Below are 15,446 nucleotides of genomic sequence, written 5' to 3' on the forward strand. Positions count from 1 at the left end.
CGGCGGCCACCGACGTGGGCCAAAAGGGTGAGCCGACTCAGGACCGGCTCAGGTCTCGCGGTAGAGCGCGGTGAGCAGTTCCAGCACGGCCTGCGTGGCGGGGTGCGGGTCGTCCTTCCACCAGGCGAGGCGGACCGCGATGGGCTCGCCGTCGCGGACCGGGCGGTAGACGACGCCGGGCCGCGGGTACTGGTTGGCGGTCGATTCCGCGGTCATGCCCACGCTGCGGCCGGTGGCGATCACGGTGAGCCAGTCGTCAACGTCGTGGACGTCCTCGGTGACCGGGCGGGAGTCGGGCGGCCACAGGTCGGCGGTGGTGGTGCCGGTACGGCGATCGACGAGGAGGGTGCGGCCGGCGAGGTCGGCCAGCCGGACCGAGCGGCGGCGCGCGAGGGGGTCGTCGGAGGCCATGGCGCACAGCCGTCGCTCCAGCCCGACGATGGCCGACTCGAACCGCCGGTCCTCCAGCGCTCTGCGGACCACCGCCAGGTCGCAGGTGCCTTCGCCGAGTCCCGAGGTGGCCGAGTTGACGCGGACCAGGTGCAGGTCGGTCTCCGGGTGGGCCCGGGTCCAGCGGCGCTGGAAGGGGAGCGTGTGCCGGCCGAGCGCCGACCAGGCGTAGCCGATGCGCAGATGGGCGTGGCCCGAGGTGGCGTCCAGGACCAGGTCGTCGACCTCGGCGAGGACCCGCCGGGCGTGCGCGACCACCCCCAGTCCGGTGCTCGTCGGGGTCACCGACCGGGAGGTGCGTCTCAACAGCCTTGTGCCCAAGGCCTGTTCGAGGGAGGCGAGGGTGCGGGAGACGGCGGCCTGGGAGACGCCGAGCGCGATGGCTGCGTCGGTGAAGGTGCCTTCGTCGACGATCGCGACGAGACACCGCAGCTGTCTCAGCTCCAGATCCATGACTCCAGCGTATAGATCGCCGGACCATTGCATTTTGCGCAAGTGCGGGTGAGGCCCACGATCGGAGCATGCCTGGAGCCTCCGCAACGACAACTCCCTCGACCGGTACGTCACATGGCACCCCGCGGCCGTCTTCCCGGGTGGGCCTCGCCGGAGTGGCCACCATGGCCGGCAGCGGGCTGTCCAACCAGACCGGTGCCGCGCTCGGCTCCCTCGCCTTCCCCGTCATCGGGCCGGTGGGGGTCGTCGCGGTGCGCCAGTACGTGGCCGCGGCCGTGCTGATCGCCGTGGGCAGGCCGCGACTGCGTGACTTCACCTGGCGACAGTGGTGGCCGGTCCTGCTGCTGGCGGTGGTGTTCGGGACGATGAACCTGTCCCTGTACACCGCGATCGACCGGGTCGGCCTCGGTCTGGCGGTGACGCTGGAGTTCCTGGGTCCGCTGTCCATAGCGCTGGCCGCGACCCGGCGCCGCGTGGACGTCTGCCACGCGCTGATCGCGGCGGCGGGCGTGGTGACGCTCATGCGGCCCCGCCCCTCGGCCGACTACCTGGGCATGGGCCTCGGTCTGCTCGCCGCCGCGTGCTGGGCCTCGTACATCCTGCTCAACCGGACCGTGGGCAGCCGTATCCCCGGGGCGCAGGGTTCGGCGGCCGCGGCCGGGGTGTCCGCGCTGATGTTCCTGCCGGTCGGGATCGTCGTCGCGGTCCGGCATCCGCCGACGCTCGAGGCGGCCGGGTGCGCGGTGGCGGCCGGGGTGCTCTCGTCGGCGGTTCCGTATCTGGCTGATCTGTTCACGCTGCGCCGGGTGCCGGCTCCGGCCTTCGGGCTGTTCATGAGCGTCAACCCGGTGCTCGCCGCCGTGGTCGGGTGGATCGGCCTCGGTCAGCGGCTGGGCTGGGCGGAGTGGGCGGGCATCGGTGCCGTCGTGACGGCGAACGCGCTGAGTATTCTCACGTCACGCGACTGAACAGACCCCGAGACCCGCCCTTCCGCCGTCAGTGGCGCATGTGCCTGCGCACCCACGCGGCCTGCCCGCCGTCGACGAGCAGATCGGTGCCGGTGATGAAGTGGGCCTGCGGTCCGGTGAGGAAGGCGACCGCGTCGGCGATCTCGCCGGGGGTGCCGGTGCGTCCGGCTCCGCAGTCGCCCAGCATCTTCAACATGTGCCCACCGTGCGGCGATTCGGCCTCCGCCTTCGACATCGCGGTGGAGATCACGCCGGGGCTGACGGTGTTGACGCGGGCGCCGCGCAGGTTCCAGGCGAGCGCGGCGGCCTCCACCCGGACGTGGTTGGCGCGTTTGGCGACCATGTAGGCGCGCAGCGAGTCGTCGCCGACGGCCGTGACGACGGGCAGGGAGAGCAATTCCTCCGCCGGGGCGGTGGCCAGGGCGGCCTCTTCCTCGGGGCTGAGCGAGGCGTAGTGCCCGGCCATGCTGGACACGGCGACCAGCGCGGTGCCACGCCCGGCCACCGTCTCGAAGGCGTCGATCACATGGACCGTGCCCAGCAGGTCGACCTCCAGGATCGTGCGCGCCGACGCGATCGAGGCGGAGACCCCGGCCGTGTGCGCCACGGCTACGACCCTGCCCTCGCCGGCCGCCGTCTGCGCGAGCTTCTCGACGGCCGTGCGGTCGGAGATGTCGGTGAGGACGCCGTGTGCGGCGTAGCCCTCGGCGCGCAACGTGGCGACGGTGCGGTCGAGTTGGCCGCGCGAGGCGTCGGCGAGGAACAGGGTGCGTCCGCTGCCGAGGCGGCGGGCGATCGCCGTCCCCATGCCGCCGGCGCCGGTCACCACGACGACGTCGCGGGGTTCCTCAGACGGTCGTCGCGCCATGGACGGCCTCCCGCCAGTTCACTCCGGCGGCGACGGCCGGCCGCCAGCCGCGGATCGCCTTCGGGGGCATGCCGACCGCGAGGACGCCGGTGAGCCGGTCGCCGGTGCGGTAGGCGGCCACGAACCGCCGTTCCCCCACGTCCCCCTCCACGACGGCGACTTCGTCGTGTCCGCGCAGATAGCCGTGGGCCTGGATCTTCATGTCGTACTGGTCGGACCAGAAGTACGGCACGGGCGCGAACGGTCTGCGCGTGTCGGCGCCGAGGAGGTTGCGGGCGGCGGCCATGCCCTGCTCGGCCGCGTTGGTGCGGTGCTCGATCCGCATCGACGTCCGGAACAGTGGGTTGTACCAGCGGGCGACGTCACCGGCCGCGTAGACGTTCCGGGCGGCCTCGCAGTACTCGTCGCACACCACGCCGTCGCCCACCGAGAGGCCGCTGTCCGCGAGCCACGCGGTGTTGGGCAGCGAGCCGATCGCGACGAGCACTTCGTCGGCCTCGACCTCCTCGCCGTCCCCGAGCCGTACGCCCTCGTCGGTCACCTCGGTGACGGAGACCCCGGTGCGCAGGTTCACGCCGTGGTCCACGTGGGCCCGGGCCAGCACCTGGCCGACCTGCTCACCGACCGCGTGCGCCAGCGGCACGGGCGCCGGTTCCAGCAAGGTCACTTGAGCGCCCAGGCCCCAGGCCACGGCGGCTGCCTCGGCGCCGAGGAATCCGGCGCCGACCACCACCAACCGCCGCCCCGGGCCGAGCCGTTCGCGCAGTGTGAGGGCGTCGTCGAGCGTGCGCAGGACATGCGCGCCCTCGCCGGGCAGCCGCCGGGGGCGCACCCCGGTGGCGATGATCAGCCCGTCGTACGGCACCTGCGCGCCGTCCGAGAGCGACACCTCCTGCGCGGTGAGGTCGAGCGCGGTCGCCGCGACGCCGAGGCGCAGGTCGAGGTCGTGTCCGGCGAGGTCGGCCGGGGTGCGCAGGGCGATCCGGTCCGGTTCCCACTCGGCGGAGAGGACCTGCTTGGACAACGGCGGTCTGTCGTACGGCAGATGGGGTTCCTCGCCGACGAGGGTGAGGGTGCCGTCGTAGCCCTCGCGGCGGAGCGTCTCGGCCGCCGCGAGTCCGGCGGCCGAGGCTCCGACGACGACGATCCGCCTCACTGCTCCACCAGTCGGATGGCCGCGGCCGGGCAGACCGCCACGGCTTCCCGTACGTCGTCGACGAGTTCGGCGCCGGGGTGCTCCTCCAGAAGGATGGCCACACCGTCGTCGTCCCGCTGGTCGAAGACGTCAGGGGCGGCCACTACGCACTGCCCGGAGGCGACGCATTTCGGTTCGTCGAGTTCGACCTTCATGGCTGTGTCCCTTGCTCTCTTGTGGGTTGAGGTGGAGGTGGTGGTCACCAGGCGACGGGCAAGCAGGCCACGCCGTACGTCGTGCCGGTGCGGTCGAAGGCCAACTGCTCGACGGGGGCGGCCAGTCGGAGGGTCGGGACACGGCGGTAGAGGGTGCCGTAGACGACCTGGAGTTCGAGGCGCGCGAGGTTCTGGCCGAGGCACTGGTGGGGGCCGTAGCCGAAGGCCTGGTGCTGGCGGGCGGAGCGGGTGATGTCGAGGCGGTCGGCCTCGGGGAACGCCTCGGGGTCCCAGTTCGCCGCGTGCAGGTCGAAGATCATGCCCTCGCCGGCCCGGATGGTGACGCCGCCGATCTCGATGTCCGCCTTGGCGACGCGGCGGACGCCGGTCTGCACGATGGTGAGGTGGCGCAGCAGCTCGTCCACCGCTCCGGCGATGACCTTCGGGTCGTCCGTGTCGCGCAACAGGGCCAGTTGGTCCGGGTGTTGGAGCAGGGCGAGGGTGCCGAGACTGATCATCGTGGCGGTGGTCTCGTGCCCGGCGATGAGCATGGCGACGCCCATGTGGACGGCCTCGGCACGGGTCATCTCACCGTTCCTGACCCGTTCCGCCATCTCGGAGAGCACACCCTCGCCCGGGTTCTCCAGCTTCAGCCCGATGAGCTTGTCGAGGTAGGCGGCCAGCGCCCCGCTCGCCTCCCGTGCCTCCTGGGGCGAGGCGCCGCTGTCGAGCGCGATGCTGCTGCTCCGCTGGAAGAAGTCGTGGTCCCCGTACGGCACTCCGAGCAGCTCGGCGATGACCAGTGACGGGACGGGCAGGGCGAGCGCGGTGAGCAGGTCGGCCGGGTTGGGACCGGTGAGCAGGTCGTCGATCAGCTCGTCGACGATCTTCTGGACGGGCGCCCGCATGGCCTCGATGCGCTTGACGAGGAAGGGCGCGTTGACCGTCCGGCGCAGCCGGGTGTGCTCGGGGGCGTCGGTATTGGTGATCAGGCGCGGGGTGTGCGGGGCGATCTCGGCGCGGTGCGCGTTGACGTGGGGGAAGCCGGGTTCCAGGTCGTCGTCGCTGACGCGCGGGTCGGTGAGCAGGGCGCGCTGGTCGGCGTGGCGGGTGATCAGCCAGGGCGTGGCGCCGTTCCAGATCCGGACCCTGCTGATCGGTTTCCCGTCGCGCAGCCCGTGCACGGCCGGCGGCGGGGCGAGCGGGCAGCGCGCGTCCCGCCGCATCGGATATCCGGGGACCGCGGCTGCCGTGTCGGGCGCGGTGCCGGTCAGGGTGTCGGCCATGTCTCTCCTCGGTGGTGGGGGGCTCCGCGTGGGGCGGGCGCCGGGGTGGTGCTGACGAGGCCTCGATGAGCACATGCAAACAGATCGGACTGACCGCTTCCGGTCAGCACCCTGACAACAACCTGACGTGACCAAGATCACCCGTCGGCTCTGTTGCCATGCCCCGGACAGGGGCGCCGGATGGAGTGAACTCAGGTGAAAAGACTGCGAGTTGACGGGTCGGGGCGTTACGACACGACTCGCGAACGTAACGCGGAAAGGGCTGCACCACGTCACCGTGACACCACCCGGCACCCCGCTTCACCGGGGGTCCGTATTTGCTCCACGAATCCTGTGCAACTGCCCGACGGGGCGCGCTCACCGCTCACCAGCCGCCCGCCCGAGCCAGTAGCCGAAGCCCCGCCGCGTATGGATCAGCGCCGCACCTTCCTGGTCCACCTTGCGCCGGAGGCGGGAGACCAGCTGCTCCATCGCGTTGCCGCCGCGGAAGTCGCCCCAGACGTACCGGCTGATCTGTTCCTTGGACAGCACCTTGTGCGCGTTGACGAGGAGGTGGCGCAGCAGTCGGTACTCCGCCGGCGTGAGATCGAGTGTGCGCCGGCCGCGTCGCGCCTGGCAGGTGGTGTCGTCCAGGACCAGGTCGGCGTAGTGCAGCGCGCCGTCCCGGCCGCCGCCGCTGGTGCGCAGTAACACCTGGATACGGGCGAGCACTTCGGCGACACGGAAGGGCTTGGTGACGTAGTCCCGCTCCCCCGCGCCCAGTTCGGGCAGCAGTCTGTCGAGGGCGTCCCAGGCGGTGAGCAGCAGGACGGGCGGGCGGTGTGCGACGAGCCGGCCGCCCTGTTCGAGGGCGTCCATCTCCGGCAACTCCGCGTCGATGACGACCAGTTCGAACCGCTGCTCGGCCAGCCGCGAGACCACCTCGGTGCCGCTGCCGGCCGTCCTGATCCGGTAGCCGGCCAACTCCAGTGTCGTGGAGAGGAGTTCGGCGTTGTCCGGCTCGTCCACGGCGACGAGCAGGTGTTGCCCGCCACCGCGGGCGAGTGATCGCGTCTCACTGATGCTGCCGTACGTGGACATGCGCCCAGCCTACCGTCATGCTTGCCTGACTCAAGCAACATCCATTCGATTGCTTGACTCAAGTAAGTCACATATGCTTGCCTAACTCAAGGAAGCCCGGCCTTGAGGACGGGCAGCGGAAAGCAGGAGCACAACTGAGCCCTCGCTCACCAGAGCCGGGCCGCCTTGAGCGGAAGGCGGCCCCCGCGCCGAACCCGTGGGGACGGGGGTCGGCGCTGTCCCGGACCCGGTCGCCGGCCACTCCCCCAGATCGGCGCCGGGTCCGTGGACACATTGCTTCGCGTGATGGGTGTCAGACCGGTTTCCGTCGGGTCCGGAACAGGCTGATGCCCGCCCCGAGCGAGACCGCCCCCATGGCGACACCGGTCAGCACGGCCTGCGGACCGTCGGCCACGAAGGGCGCGGCGATGGCGACAGCCAGGTTGAACAGGAACAGGAACCACAGCACGGGTCTCGACGCGAGCAGCGGCTTCATGAATGGTTTCCTCCGGATCGAGCAGACTTGGACCTTGGTTGACGTGGTGCTTCAACGATTTCGTCGTCCGCCCGACGACACGAGGGAGCGATCTCCCGAACCCCTGGTGGAACGGTCCCCCGAACTCGTGGTGGAGTGGGCTGCACCACTGCCCGGCGGTCCGCTCCCGCGCCCGCCACGCCCTGCGCCTAACCTGATCTCCATGCGGGCAACCCTGCGGCAGGCGGGCCGGGCGACACTCCAGCTGGTCGTCTCCGCCGCGATGGCCTTCGGGTCGTACATCTTCATCACCGTGCTCCTGATCACCGCGATCCTGACGGTCACGGTGGTCGGCGCCTTCATGCTGCCCGAGACCGTGCTGCTGATACGGCGGATCGCCGGGGCCAAGCGGCAGCAGGCGGGCGCCTGGACGGGGCGGAAGATCCCCGAGGCGTACCAGCCGCTGAACGGCACGGTCCGGGAGCGGCTGCGCACGGCGGTGCGCGATCCGAGCACACTCACCGACTTCCGCTGGATGGTCGCCTACTACGCCTACGGCGCGCTGCCCGTGCTGATGCTGCCGTTGTGGCCGCTGGGTCTGGTCGTCGACGGGGTGTGGTGCGGGCTGCTGCGCCGCGAGGCCGTCGTCCTGCCGTTGATCAGCCGGCTCGCGGACCTGGACGCCGAGTGGTCGACCGCCCTGCTGAAGCCCTCGCCGAAGGCCCAACTTGCCGTACGGGTCGAGGAGTTGGTACAGACCCGGGCGGGCGCGATCGCCGCGCACGGGGCCGAACTGCGCCGGATCGAGCGGGACCTGCACGACGGGACGCAGGCCCGGCTGGTGTCGCTGTCGATGCGCATCGGTCTCGCCAAGCGGGCCTACGATCAGGACCCGGCGGCGGCCCGCCGGATGCTCGACGAGGCGCAGACGCTGGCCGAGGAGGCGCTGACGGATCTGCGGCACGTCGTCCGCGCGATCCATCCGCCGATCCTCACCGACCGCGGCCTGGTAGGCGCGGTGCGCGCGCTCGCCGCCAGCAGCGCGCTCGGGGTGAGTGTGACCGTGGACGGGCTGACCGACGGCCACGACGGGCCGCGCGCCCCGGCGGCGGTGGAGGCGGCGGCGTACTTCGTGATCGCCGAGTCGCTGACCAACGCGGCCAAGTACAGCGGCGCCGACCGCGCCGAGGTCCATCTCGCCCGCGCCCGTACCGGACTGCGTGTCCAGGTGCGCGACGAGGGCAGGGGCGGAGCCGACGAGGCGGGCGGATCGGGGCTGTTGGGCATGCAGCGCCGGGTGGCCGCGCTCGACGGCAGTGTGACTGTGACCAGCCCCATCGGGGGACCTACCGTGATCGAAGTGGAGCTGCCGTGCGTCTGGTGAGCGTAGTTGAGGCGGGACTGTCATGAGGGTCGTGATCGCCGAGGACAACGCCCTGCTCAGGGAGGGCCTGGTCCTCCTGCTGACGTCGGCCGGACACGAGGTGGTGGCCGTCGCGGGCAGCGGGCCCGAGGTGCTGCCCGCGCTGCTCGAACACCGGCCGGACGTGGCCGTGCTGGACGTGCGGATGCCGCCCGGCTTCCGCGACGAGGGGCTGCGGGCCGCCCTGGAGGCACGGGAGAAGATCCCGGGCCTGCCGGTGCTGGTGCTCTCGCAGTACGTCGAGGAGTCGTACGCCGCCGAGCTGTTGGGCGTCGGGGCGAGCGGGGTCGGCTATCTCCTCAAGGACCGGATCGGGCGTGTGGACGAGTTCCTCGACGCGCTGGACCGGGTGGCGGCCGGCGGTACGGCGCTGGACCCCGAGGTGGTGACCGAGCTGCTGACGAGGCGCCGTAATTCACCGCTGGACTCGCTGACCCCGCGCGAGCGCGAGGTGCTGAAGCTGATGGCGGAGGGCCACGACAACACGACGATCGCCAAGACCCTGGTCGTCACCGAACGCGCGGTCAGCAAGCACATCGGCAACGTGTTCCTGAAGTTGAGCCTGCCGCCGAGCGACAGCGGGCACCGCCGGGTGCTGGCGGTGCTGGCCTATCTGCAGAACGTGTGACACGCGCCGCCGGTCGTACCCGGGTATGACCCGGCCGGCGGCGCGTACTGCGTTCTCAGTAGCCGCGAGTGTCGGCAGCCGCACGACGACGGGACGGGGGTCCGGCCGCGAGTCTGGGACGGTCCCCGAGAGCAGATGTGGAGCACTCCGTCCCGTGGCTACTTTTCTCCATCGACTGGGCCGACTCGCCTTCCGGCGGCGCTGGTTGGTCACCCTGTTCTGGGTGGCCGTGCTGGCCGCCGTCGGTTTCGCCGCCGTCAGGGCTCCCGAGGCCCCCGACGAGGGGTCGTCCATGCCGGGGATCGAGTCCCAGAAGGCGTTCGACCTGCTGGGGCAGCGCTTCCCGGGTTCGGCCGCGGACGGCGCGAACGCGCGGATCGTGTTCGTGGCCCCGCACGGCGGGAAGATCACCGCGACCGCGAACCGGGCGGTCGTCGAGAAGCTGGTGACCGAGGCGGCCGACGGCTCCCAAGTCGCGAGCGCCGTCGACCCGTTCACCGCGAAGGCGGTGAGCAAGGACGCGACGACCGCGTACGCGACCGTCACCTTCAAGGTGAAGGCGCACGACCTCACCGACACCGCGAAGTCCCATCTCCAGAAGGCGATCGACACGGCCCGCGCCTCCGGCCTGACCGTCGAGGTCGGCGGCACCGCGCTCGCGACCCAGCCGTCGGCGGGCGGCAGCGCCGAGGCGATCGGCATCGCGATCGCGGCCCTGGTGCTCCTGATCACCTTCGGTTCACTGGCGGCGGCCGGACTGCCGCTGCTGACCGCGGTCGTCGGCGTGGGGATCGCCATGTCCTCGATCCTGGCCCTGTCCAAGGCCCTCAACCTGTCGTCCACGACAGGCACGTTGGCCACCATGCTGGGCCTCGCGGTCGGCATCGACTACGCCATGTTCGTCGTCTCCCGCTACCGCGAGGAACGCTCCAAGGGCCACGCGCCCCAGGAGGCGGCGGGACTCGCGGCCGGCACGGCGGGTTCGGCGGTCGTGTTCGCCGGTCTGACCGTTGTCATCGCTCTGGCCGGTCTGTCGGTGGTCGGCATCCCGACGCTCACCAAGATGGGGCTGGCCGCCGCCGGTGCGGTCGTTGTCTCCGTCCTCATCGCGCTGACGCTCGTCCCGGCGCTGCTCGGCTTCTGGCCGAACGCCGTGCTGTCCCGTTCCGCGCGCAGGAAGGGGCGGTTCGAGGGGAACGGCGAGAACAACGGCGGCAGCCGCTGGGCCCGCTTCGTGCTGCGCCGTCCCGTCACCGTGCTGCTGCTCGGCGTGGTGGGCCTCGGCGCGCTGGCGCTCCCGGTGGCGGACCTCCAACTGGGCATGCCCGGCGACGAGGTGAAGTCCACGGCCACCACCGAACGCCGGGCCTACGACGACCTGGCGAAGGGCTTCGGGCCCGGTTTCAACGGGCCGTTGACCGTCGTGGTCGACGCGAAGTCGGCCGACGGCACGAAGGCCGCCGTGTCGACGATCTCGAAGCGGATCGCGGCGACCGAGGGCGTGGTCTCCGTCTCCCCGGCCCGCTTCAACCCGGCGGGCGACACCGCCGTCTTCTCGGCCGTCCCGTCCACCGGTCCCAGCGACGAGAGGACCAAGGACCTCGTCCACACCATCCGCGCCGAACGCCCGGCGCTCGAGTCCGCGACCGGCACGTCGTTCCTGGTCACGGGCACGACGGCCGTCAACATCGACGTGGCGCAGAAGGTGCAGGACGCGCTGATCCCCTATCTCGCGGTGGTGGTCGGCCTGGCCGTCGTCCTCCTGCTGCTGGTCTTCCGCTCGGTCCTCGTCCCCCTGAAGGCGGCTCTCGGCTTCCTCCTGTCGGTGCTCGCCTCGCTCGGTTCGGTCGTCGCGGTCTTCCAATGGGGCCACGGCGCAAGCCTGTTGGGCGTGGAACAGACCGGCCCGATCATGAGCATGATGCCGATCTTCCTGGTGGGCATCGTCTTCGGACTGGCCATGGACTACGAGGTGTTCCTGGTCGCCCGTATGCGGGAGGCCTACGTCCACGGGGACCGGCCGGCGCAGGCGATCGCGACCGGGTTCCGCTACAGCGCCCGGGTGGTCGTGGCCGCCGCGCTGATCATGATGGCGGTGTTCTCGGGCTTCATCGGGGCCGGCGAGTCGATGATCAAGATGATCGGTTTCGGGCTCGCGGCGGCCGTGCTGCTCGACGCCTTCGTCGTCCGGATGGCGATCGTGCCCGCCGTACTGGCGCTGCTGGGCCGGGCCGCCTGGTGGCTGCCGGGGTGGCTGGACCGGCTGCTGCCGAACATCGACGTCGAGGGCGAGGCGCTCACCCGCAGGGAGCCCGCGGCCCCCGCGGTGCCCGAACCGGTTCCGATCACCCGTGCCTGACTCCGCCCCTCCCCCGACGGGCCGCCCGCAGAACGTGATGCGGGCGGCCCCGCGGCCTGTCCCCGAACCCCACCGGCGGGGCCCGACCCCAGGTCAGGACCGGGTATCACCGACCATGGAACCAGGAGACCGACCGGAGACACCGATGCACGACAACTGGCAGCGTTACGCGGACGAGCACATCCGCACCGTCGACACCATGTCGGCGGTGCTGCTGTTCGCCATGTTCCTCTTCGGCAGCGAGCTGAGCGTGCCGCGCGGTCCCGGGCCCGACGCGGTGGCCCCCACGATCGCGCTCGCCACGGTCTCCTGCGCGGCCCTGTTCTGGCAGCGGACCCGCCCGCGTGCGGTCGTCGCCGTCACGGCGGTCGCCGCCGCCGGGGCCGCCGCGCTGGGCTGCCTGCTCACCCCGCTGATGCTGGGGCCGCTGATGCTGGCCCTCTACCGGCTGGCCGTCCTCACCCGCCGCAGGACGGCCCGCCGCTACTTCCTCGCGTCGGTCGTGCTGGTGGTGACCACGGCGACACTGGTGGACCCGGTGCATCACCCCTGGCCGTTCAAGACGGTCGGCCCGGCCGCCTGGCTGCTGCTGCCGGTCGTCGCCGGGAACGCGCTCCGGCTGCGGGACGCCTACCTGGAGGCGGTACAGGCACGCGCCGAGTACGCCGAGCGCAGTCGGGAGGAGGAGGCCCGGCACCGGGTGGCCGAGGAACGGATGCGCATCGCACGGGAGTTGCACGACGTCGTCGCCCACCATCTGGCCCTGGCCCACGCCCAGGCCGGCACCGCCGCCCACCTGGCGCGCACCCACCCCGACCATGTGCAGAAGATCCTGACCGAGCTCGCCGGTACGACGTCCTCCGCGCTGCGCGAGATGAAGGGCACGGTCGGTCTGCTGCGCCGGGCCGACGATCCCGGCGCGCCGCTGGCCCCGAGCCCGGGGCTGGCCCAACTCGCCGAGCTGACCGGCGCGTTCGCCACCGCCGGACTCACGGTCACCGTCACCACGGAGGGCGAACGGCGCCCGCTGTCGGCCGGGGTGGACCTGACGGCGTACCGGATCGTGCAGGAGGCGCTCACCAACGTCAGCAAGCACGCCACGACCGGGTCGGCGCAGGTACGCCTGCGTTACTCCCACGACCGGCTGATCGTCACCGTGTCCGACGACGGCCCGGGTGCGGCGACCGTCCCCGCGCCACCCCCGGGCCAGGGCTTCGGGCTGATCGGGATGCGGGAGCGCGCCCGGTCGGTCGGCGGTGCCCTGCGGGCCGGGCACCGGGCCGGGGGCGGCTTCGAGGTCACCACCGAACTGCCGCTGTATCCCAGCGTTCCGGAACCGGAAGAAAGAACCCCATGACCATCCGTGTACTGCTCGCCGACGACCAGGCCCTGCTGCGGGCCACCTTCCGGATCCTGATCGACACCTGCGAGGGCATGGAGGTGGTCGGCGAGGCGGCCGACGGCGCCGAGGCCATCGCGCTGGCCGCCGAACACCGCCCCGACCTCGTCCTGATGGACATCCGCATGCCCGGCACCGACGGCCTGACCGCCACCTCCGCCATCTGTTCCGACCCGGCGCTGTCCGGCACACGCGTCCTCATCCTCACCACCTTCGAGGTCGACGAGTACGTGGCCCAGGCGCTGCGGGCGGGCGCAAGCGGTTTCCTCGGCAAGGACGTCACCGCCGAGGCGCTGCTCGCGGGCATCCGCACGGTCGCGTCCGGCGAGTCCCTGCTCTCCCCGCTCGCCACCCGCACCCTGATCAGCCGTTTCCTGGCCACCCCCGCACCGAGCGCCCGCCTGGCGACCTCCGACCGGCTCGACGTCCTCACCGCCCGGGAACGCGAGATCATGGCCATGGCCGCCGAGGGCCACTCCAACGACGAGATCGCCGAGCAGCTCTACGTCAGCCCGCTGACCGTCCGCACCCATGTGCACCGCGCCATGACCAAGCTGGACGCCCGCGATCGGGCCCAACTCGTCGTGATGGCCTACCAGTCGGGGCTGGTGCAGGCACCGCCACCGTCCGGCTCCGCGCTCTGACCCAGGCCGCGTCCGCCGAGTCCCTCCCCCAGAGGGGGTACCCCCAGCCCGGCGACGTCCGGCACGCTCCCCAAGGGACTTCGCGGACACGGCCTGGCGCCCGTTCAGGCGAACCCCCCGCCGAACAGGCGTGCCGCCCCCGCTCACCGTCGACACCTGAGGCGTGCCCCTCCCCCGCATCGCACCCATGCTCGCCACCCCCGGCACCCTCCCACCCGCCGAGCAGGACGCTCGCTGGGCCTACGAGACCAAGCAGGACGGCCAGCGCGTGCTGGTGTACCTCCCCGGCGACGGCAGCGTCCTGCTGCGCGCCCGCTCCGGTGCGGACATCACCGGCGCCTATCCCGAACTCCTGCTCCTGGGAAGCGAGTTGGGCAGCACGCGGGCGATCCTGGACGGTGAGGTGCTGGCCCTGGACGAACAGGGGCGCGCCGACTTCCAGTTGCTGCAGAACCGGATGGGGCTGGCCGACTCGCCCGCGCTGGCGGCGCACCGAGCCGCGAACACCCCTGTGCATCTGGTGCTGTTCGACGTCCCGCACCTCAACAGGCCGCTCCTCGCCCTCCCTTACACCGACCGTCGCGCCGAGCTGGAGCGACTGGGCCTGCACGGCCCGAACTGGTCAACTCCCGCCGCACTCACCGGACATGGCACCGAGGCGCTGCGGGCCACCCGTGAACACGGGCTGGAGGGGCTGGTCTGCAAGCGGCTGGACTCGGTGTACGAGCCGGGGGTGCGGTCCCGGGCCTGGATCAAGATCCGCAATCTGCGCAGCGAGGACGTGCTGGTCGGCGGGTGGGTGGCGGGCAAGGGGCAGCTGTCGGGGTTGCCGGGCGCGGTGCTGGTGGGGCAGCGCGCGGGCGGGCGGCTGCGGTACGTCGGCAATGTGGGTACGGGCTGGAGCGAGGCCGAACGTGCCGAACTCGCCGCGCTGTTGCGGGCTGCCGGGACCGACGCCTGCCCCTTCGATCCGGTACCGGCGGTGGCCGGGGCGCGCTGGGTGGTGCCCCGGCTGGTCGGCGAGGTCCGCTACAGCACCCGTACCCGGGCCGGGATGCTGCGGCAGCCGTCCTGGCTGCGGCTGCGCCCCGACCTCGCTCCGGAGGAGTCGGCCGCCGACCTGCCGGAGAACTGAGGAACTTGCGTAGCTCAAGTATTGGGCGCCGTGTCACCGTCGCGACACCTCACCCCCTTGGCGCGTACATGAAAAATAGGGACTCTGAAAGCCCTTTCCCCCCACAGCCGTCGGGCTGCGCCCGAGAGGAGGACGCGTTGTCGTCCCAGAAGTCCCGAACCCGCCGCAGAAGGTGGCTCGCCGGTCTCGGCGGTGCCGCCGTGCTCGTCGTCGCCTTCCCCTCCGCCGCCTTCGCCGCCCCGCCCGCGGCGCTGCCCGCGAACGCCGAGACGGCGGAGAAGACGTATCTGCCCGCCTTCGACTACGACACGGACGGCTGCTACCCGACGCCCGCGATCGGCCCCGACGGCACCATCAACGGCGGTCTCAACCCCACGGGTTCGCTCAGCGGCGACTGCCACGACGCCTCGGACCTCGACAACACCAACAGCTACTCGCGCTACAAGTGCAACAACGGCTGGTGCGCCTACATGTACGGCCTGTACTTCGAGAAGGACCAGGCCGTCGCGAACTCCAGCATCGGCGGGCACCGCAACGACTGGGAACACGTCGTGGTGTGGGTGCAGAACGGCACCATCCAGTACGTGTCGACGTCCAACCACGGCTCGTTCACCGTGCACGCGGCCTCCGACGTCCGCTTCGACGGCACGCACGCCAAGATCGTCTACCACAAGGACGGCATCGGCACGCACGACTTCCGGCTGGCCGACGCCAATGACGAGCCGCCGGAGAACGACAAGCACACCTGGCAGTACCCGCCGCTCGTCGGCTGGAACGGCTACCCGGCAGGCCTGCGCGACAAGTTGAGCGCCTACGACTTCGGCAGCGCGAACTTCGGGCTCAAGGACGCCAACTTCGTGGCCCACCTCACCTCGGCGAAGCCGTCCGGAATCACGTTCGACCCCGCCGCCTGACGGTACCGTCCGCAGGGCACCATCGTTCTCAGGGC

15 protein-coding genes are annotated in these 15,446 nt (G+C 71.6%); 8 read left to right on the top strand and 7 right to left on the bottom strand.

Annotated elements, in window-relative coordinates; genetic code table 11:
• Window positions 1-48: 48 nt before the first annotated feature.
• Window positions 49-903, bottom strand: a complete 855-nt coding sequence (locus ACQHII_RS03095) for a LysR family transcriptional regulator (protein WP_427917721.1) — start codon at window positions 901-903, stop codon at window positions 49-51.
• Between the two features lie 68 nt (window positions 904-971).
• Here ACQHII_RS03095 and ACQHII_RS03100 point away from each other — a divergent pair, with 68 nt between their 5' ends.
• A complete protein-coding gene (locus ACQHII_RS03100) occupies window positions 972-1,871 on the top strand; it encodes an EamA family transporter (protein ID WP_427917722.1) in 900 nt (299 codons plus the stop codon).
• A 28-nt stretch (window positions 1,872-1,899) separates the two neighbouring features.
• On the opposite strand, the gene ACQHII_RS03105 is transcribed toward ACQHII_RS03100, so the two are convergent.
• From ACQHII_RS03105 to ACQHII_RS03130, 6 genes are all read right to left on the bottom strand, one after another.
• Window positions 1,900-2,739 (bottom strand): SDR family oxidoreductase, encoded by an 840-nt coding sequence (locus ACQHII_RS03105; protein WP_427917723.1) that lies wholly within the window; start codon window positions 2,737-2,739, stop codon window positions 1,900-1,902.
• The gene (locus ACQHII_RS03110) at window positions 2,720-3,895 is read right to left on the bottom strand and encodes an NAD(P)/FAD-dependent oxidoreductase (RefSeq protein ID WP_427917724.1); all 1,176 of its coding nucleotides are present in this window, start codon (window positions 3,893-3,895) and stop codon (window positions 2,720-2,722) included. Before ACQHII_RS03110 ends, ACQHII_RS03105 begins: the two co-directional genes overlap by 20 nt.
• The gene (locus ACQHII_RS03115; RefSeq protein ID WP_359603654.1) at window positions 3,892-4,089 is read right to left on the bottom strand and encodes a ferredoxin; all 198 of its coding nucleotides are present in this window, start codon (window positions 4,087-4,089) and stop codon (window positions 3,892-3,894) included. Before ACQHII_RS03115 ends, ACQHII_RS03110 begins: the two co-directional genes overlap by 4 nt.
• Window positions 4,090-4,133: 44 nt before the next feature.
• Window positions 4,134-5,375, bottom strand: a complete 1,242-nt coding sequence (locus tag ACQHII_RS03120; RefSeq protein ID WP_427917725.1) for a cytochrome P450 — start codon at window positions 5,373-5,375, stop codon at window positions 4,134-4,136.
• 357 nt (window positions 5,376-5,732) lie between these two features.
• On the bottom strand, window positions 5,733-6,455 hold the full coding sequence (locus ACQHII_RS03125; protein ID WP_427917726.1) for a response regulator transcription factor: 723 nt from the start codon (window positions 6,453-6,455) through the stop codon (window positions 5,733-5,735).
• A 292-nt stretch (window positions 6,456-6,747) separates the two neighbouring features.
• A complete protein-coding gene (locus ACQHII_RS03130) occupies window positions 6,748-6,930 on the bottom strand; it encodes a hypothetical protein (protein ID WP_427917727.1) in 183 nt (60 codons plus the stop codon).
• Window positions 6,931-7,132: 202 nt separating this feature from the next.
• Between ACQHII_RS03130 and ACQHII_RS03135 the strand changes: the two genes are divergently transcribed.
• The 7 genes from ACQHII_RS03135 to ACQHII_RS03165 all read left to right on the top strand — a co-directional run bounded on the left by ACQHII_RS03135 (window position 7,133) and on the right by ACQHII_RS03165 (window position 15,411).
• Entirely contained in the window at window positions 7,133-8,293 is a 1,161-nt protein-coding gene (locus ACQHII_RS03135) for a histidine kinase (RefSeq protein WP_427917728.1), read from the top strand.
• Window positions 8,294-8,315: 22 nt separating this feature from the next.
• Complete coding sequence (locus tag ACQHII_RS03140; RefSeq protein ID WP_262062155.1) at window positions 8,316-8,960, top strand: response regulator; 645 nt, start codon at window positions 8,316-8,318, stop codon at window positions 8,958-8,960.
• A 154-nt stretch (window positions 8,961-9,114) separates the two neighbouring features.
• On the top strand, window positions 9,115-11,319 hold the full coding sequence (locus ACQHII_RS03145) for an MMPL family transporter (RefSeq protein WP_427917729.1): 2,205 nt from the start codon (window positions 9,115-9,117) through the stop codon (window positions 11,317-11,319).
• A gap of 145 nt (window positions 11,320-11,464) precedes the next feature.
• Window positions 11,465-12,676, top strand: coding sequence for a sensor histidine kinase (locus ACQHII_RS03150; RefSeq protein WP_427917730.1), 1,212 nt, complete (start codon window positions 11,465-11,467; stop codon window positions 12,674-12,676).
• Window positions 12,673-13,362, top strand: coding sequence for a response regulator transcription factor (locus ACQHII_RS03155; protein WP_427917731.1), 690 nt, complete (start codon window positions 12,673-12,675; stop codon window positions 13,360-13,362). Before ACQHII_RS03150 ends, ACQHII_RS03155 begins: the two co-directional genes overlap by 4 nt.
• Before the next feature lie 163 nt (window positions 13,363-13,525).
• Window positions 13,526-14,497 (top strand): ATP-dependent DNA ligase, encoded by a 972-nt coding sequence (locus ACQHII_RS03160; RefSeq protein WP_427917732.1) that lies wholly within the window; start codon window positions 13,526-13,528, stop codon window positions 14,495-14,497.
• Window positions 14,498-14,634: 137 nt separating this feature from the next.
• Window positions 14,635-15,411: an NPP1 family protein gene (locus tag ACQHII_RS03165; protein ID WP_427917733.1), complete on the top strand. Its 777-nt coding sequence runs from the start codon at window positions 14,635-14,637 to the stop codon at window positions 15,409-15,411.
• Window positions 15,412-15,446: the final 35 nt, after the last annotated feature.

This window comes from Streptomyces sp. cg40, from assembly GCF_050320165.1.
Lineage (GTDB): Bacteria > Actinomycetota > Actinomycetes > Streptomycetales > Streptomycetaceae > Streptomyces > Streptomyces hokutonensis.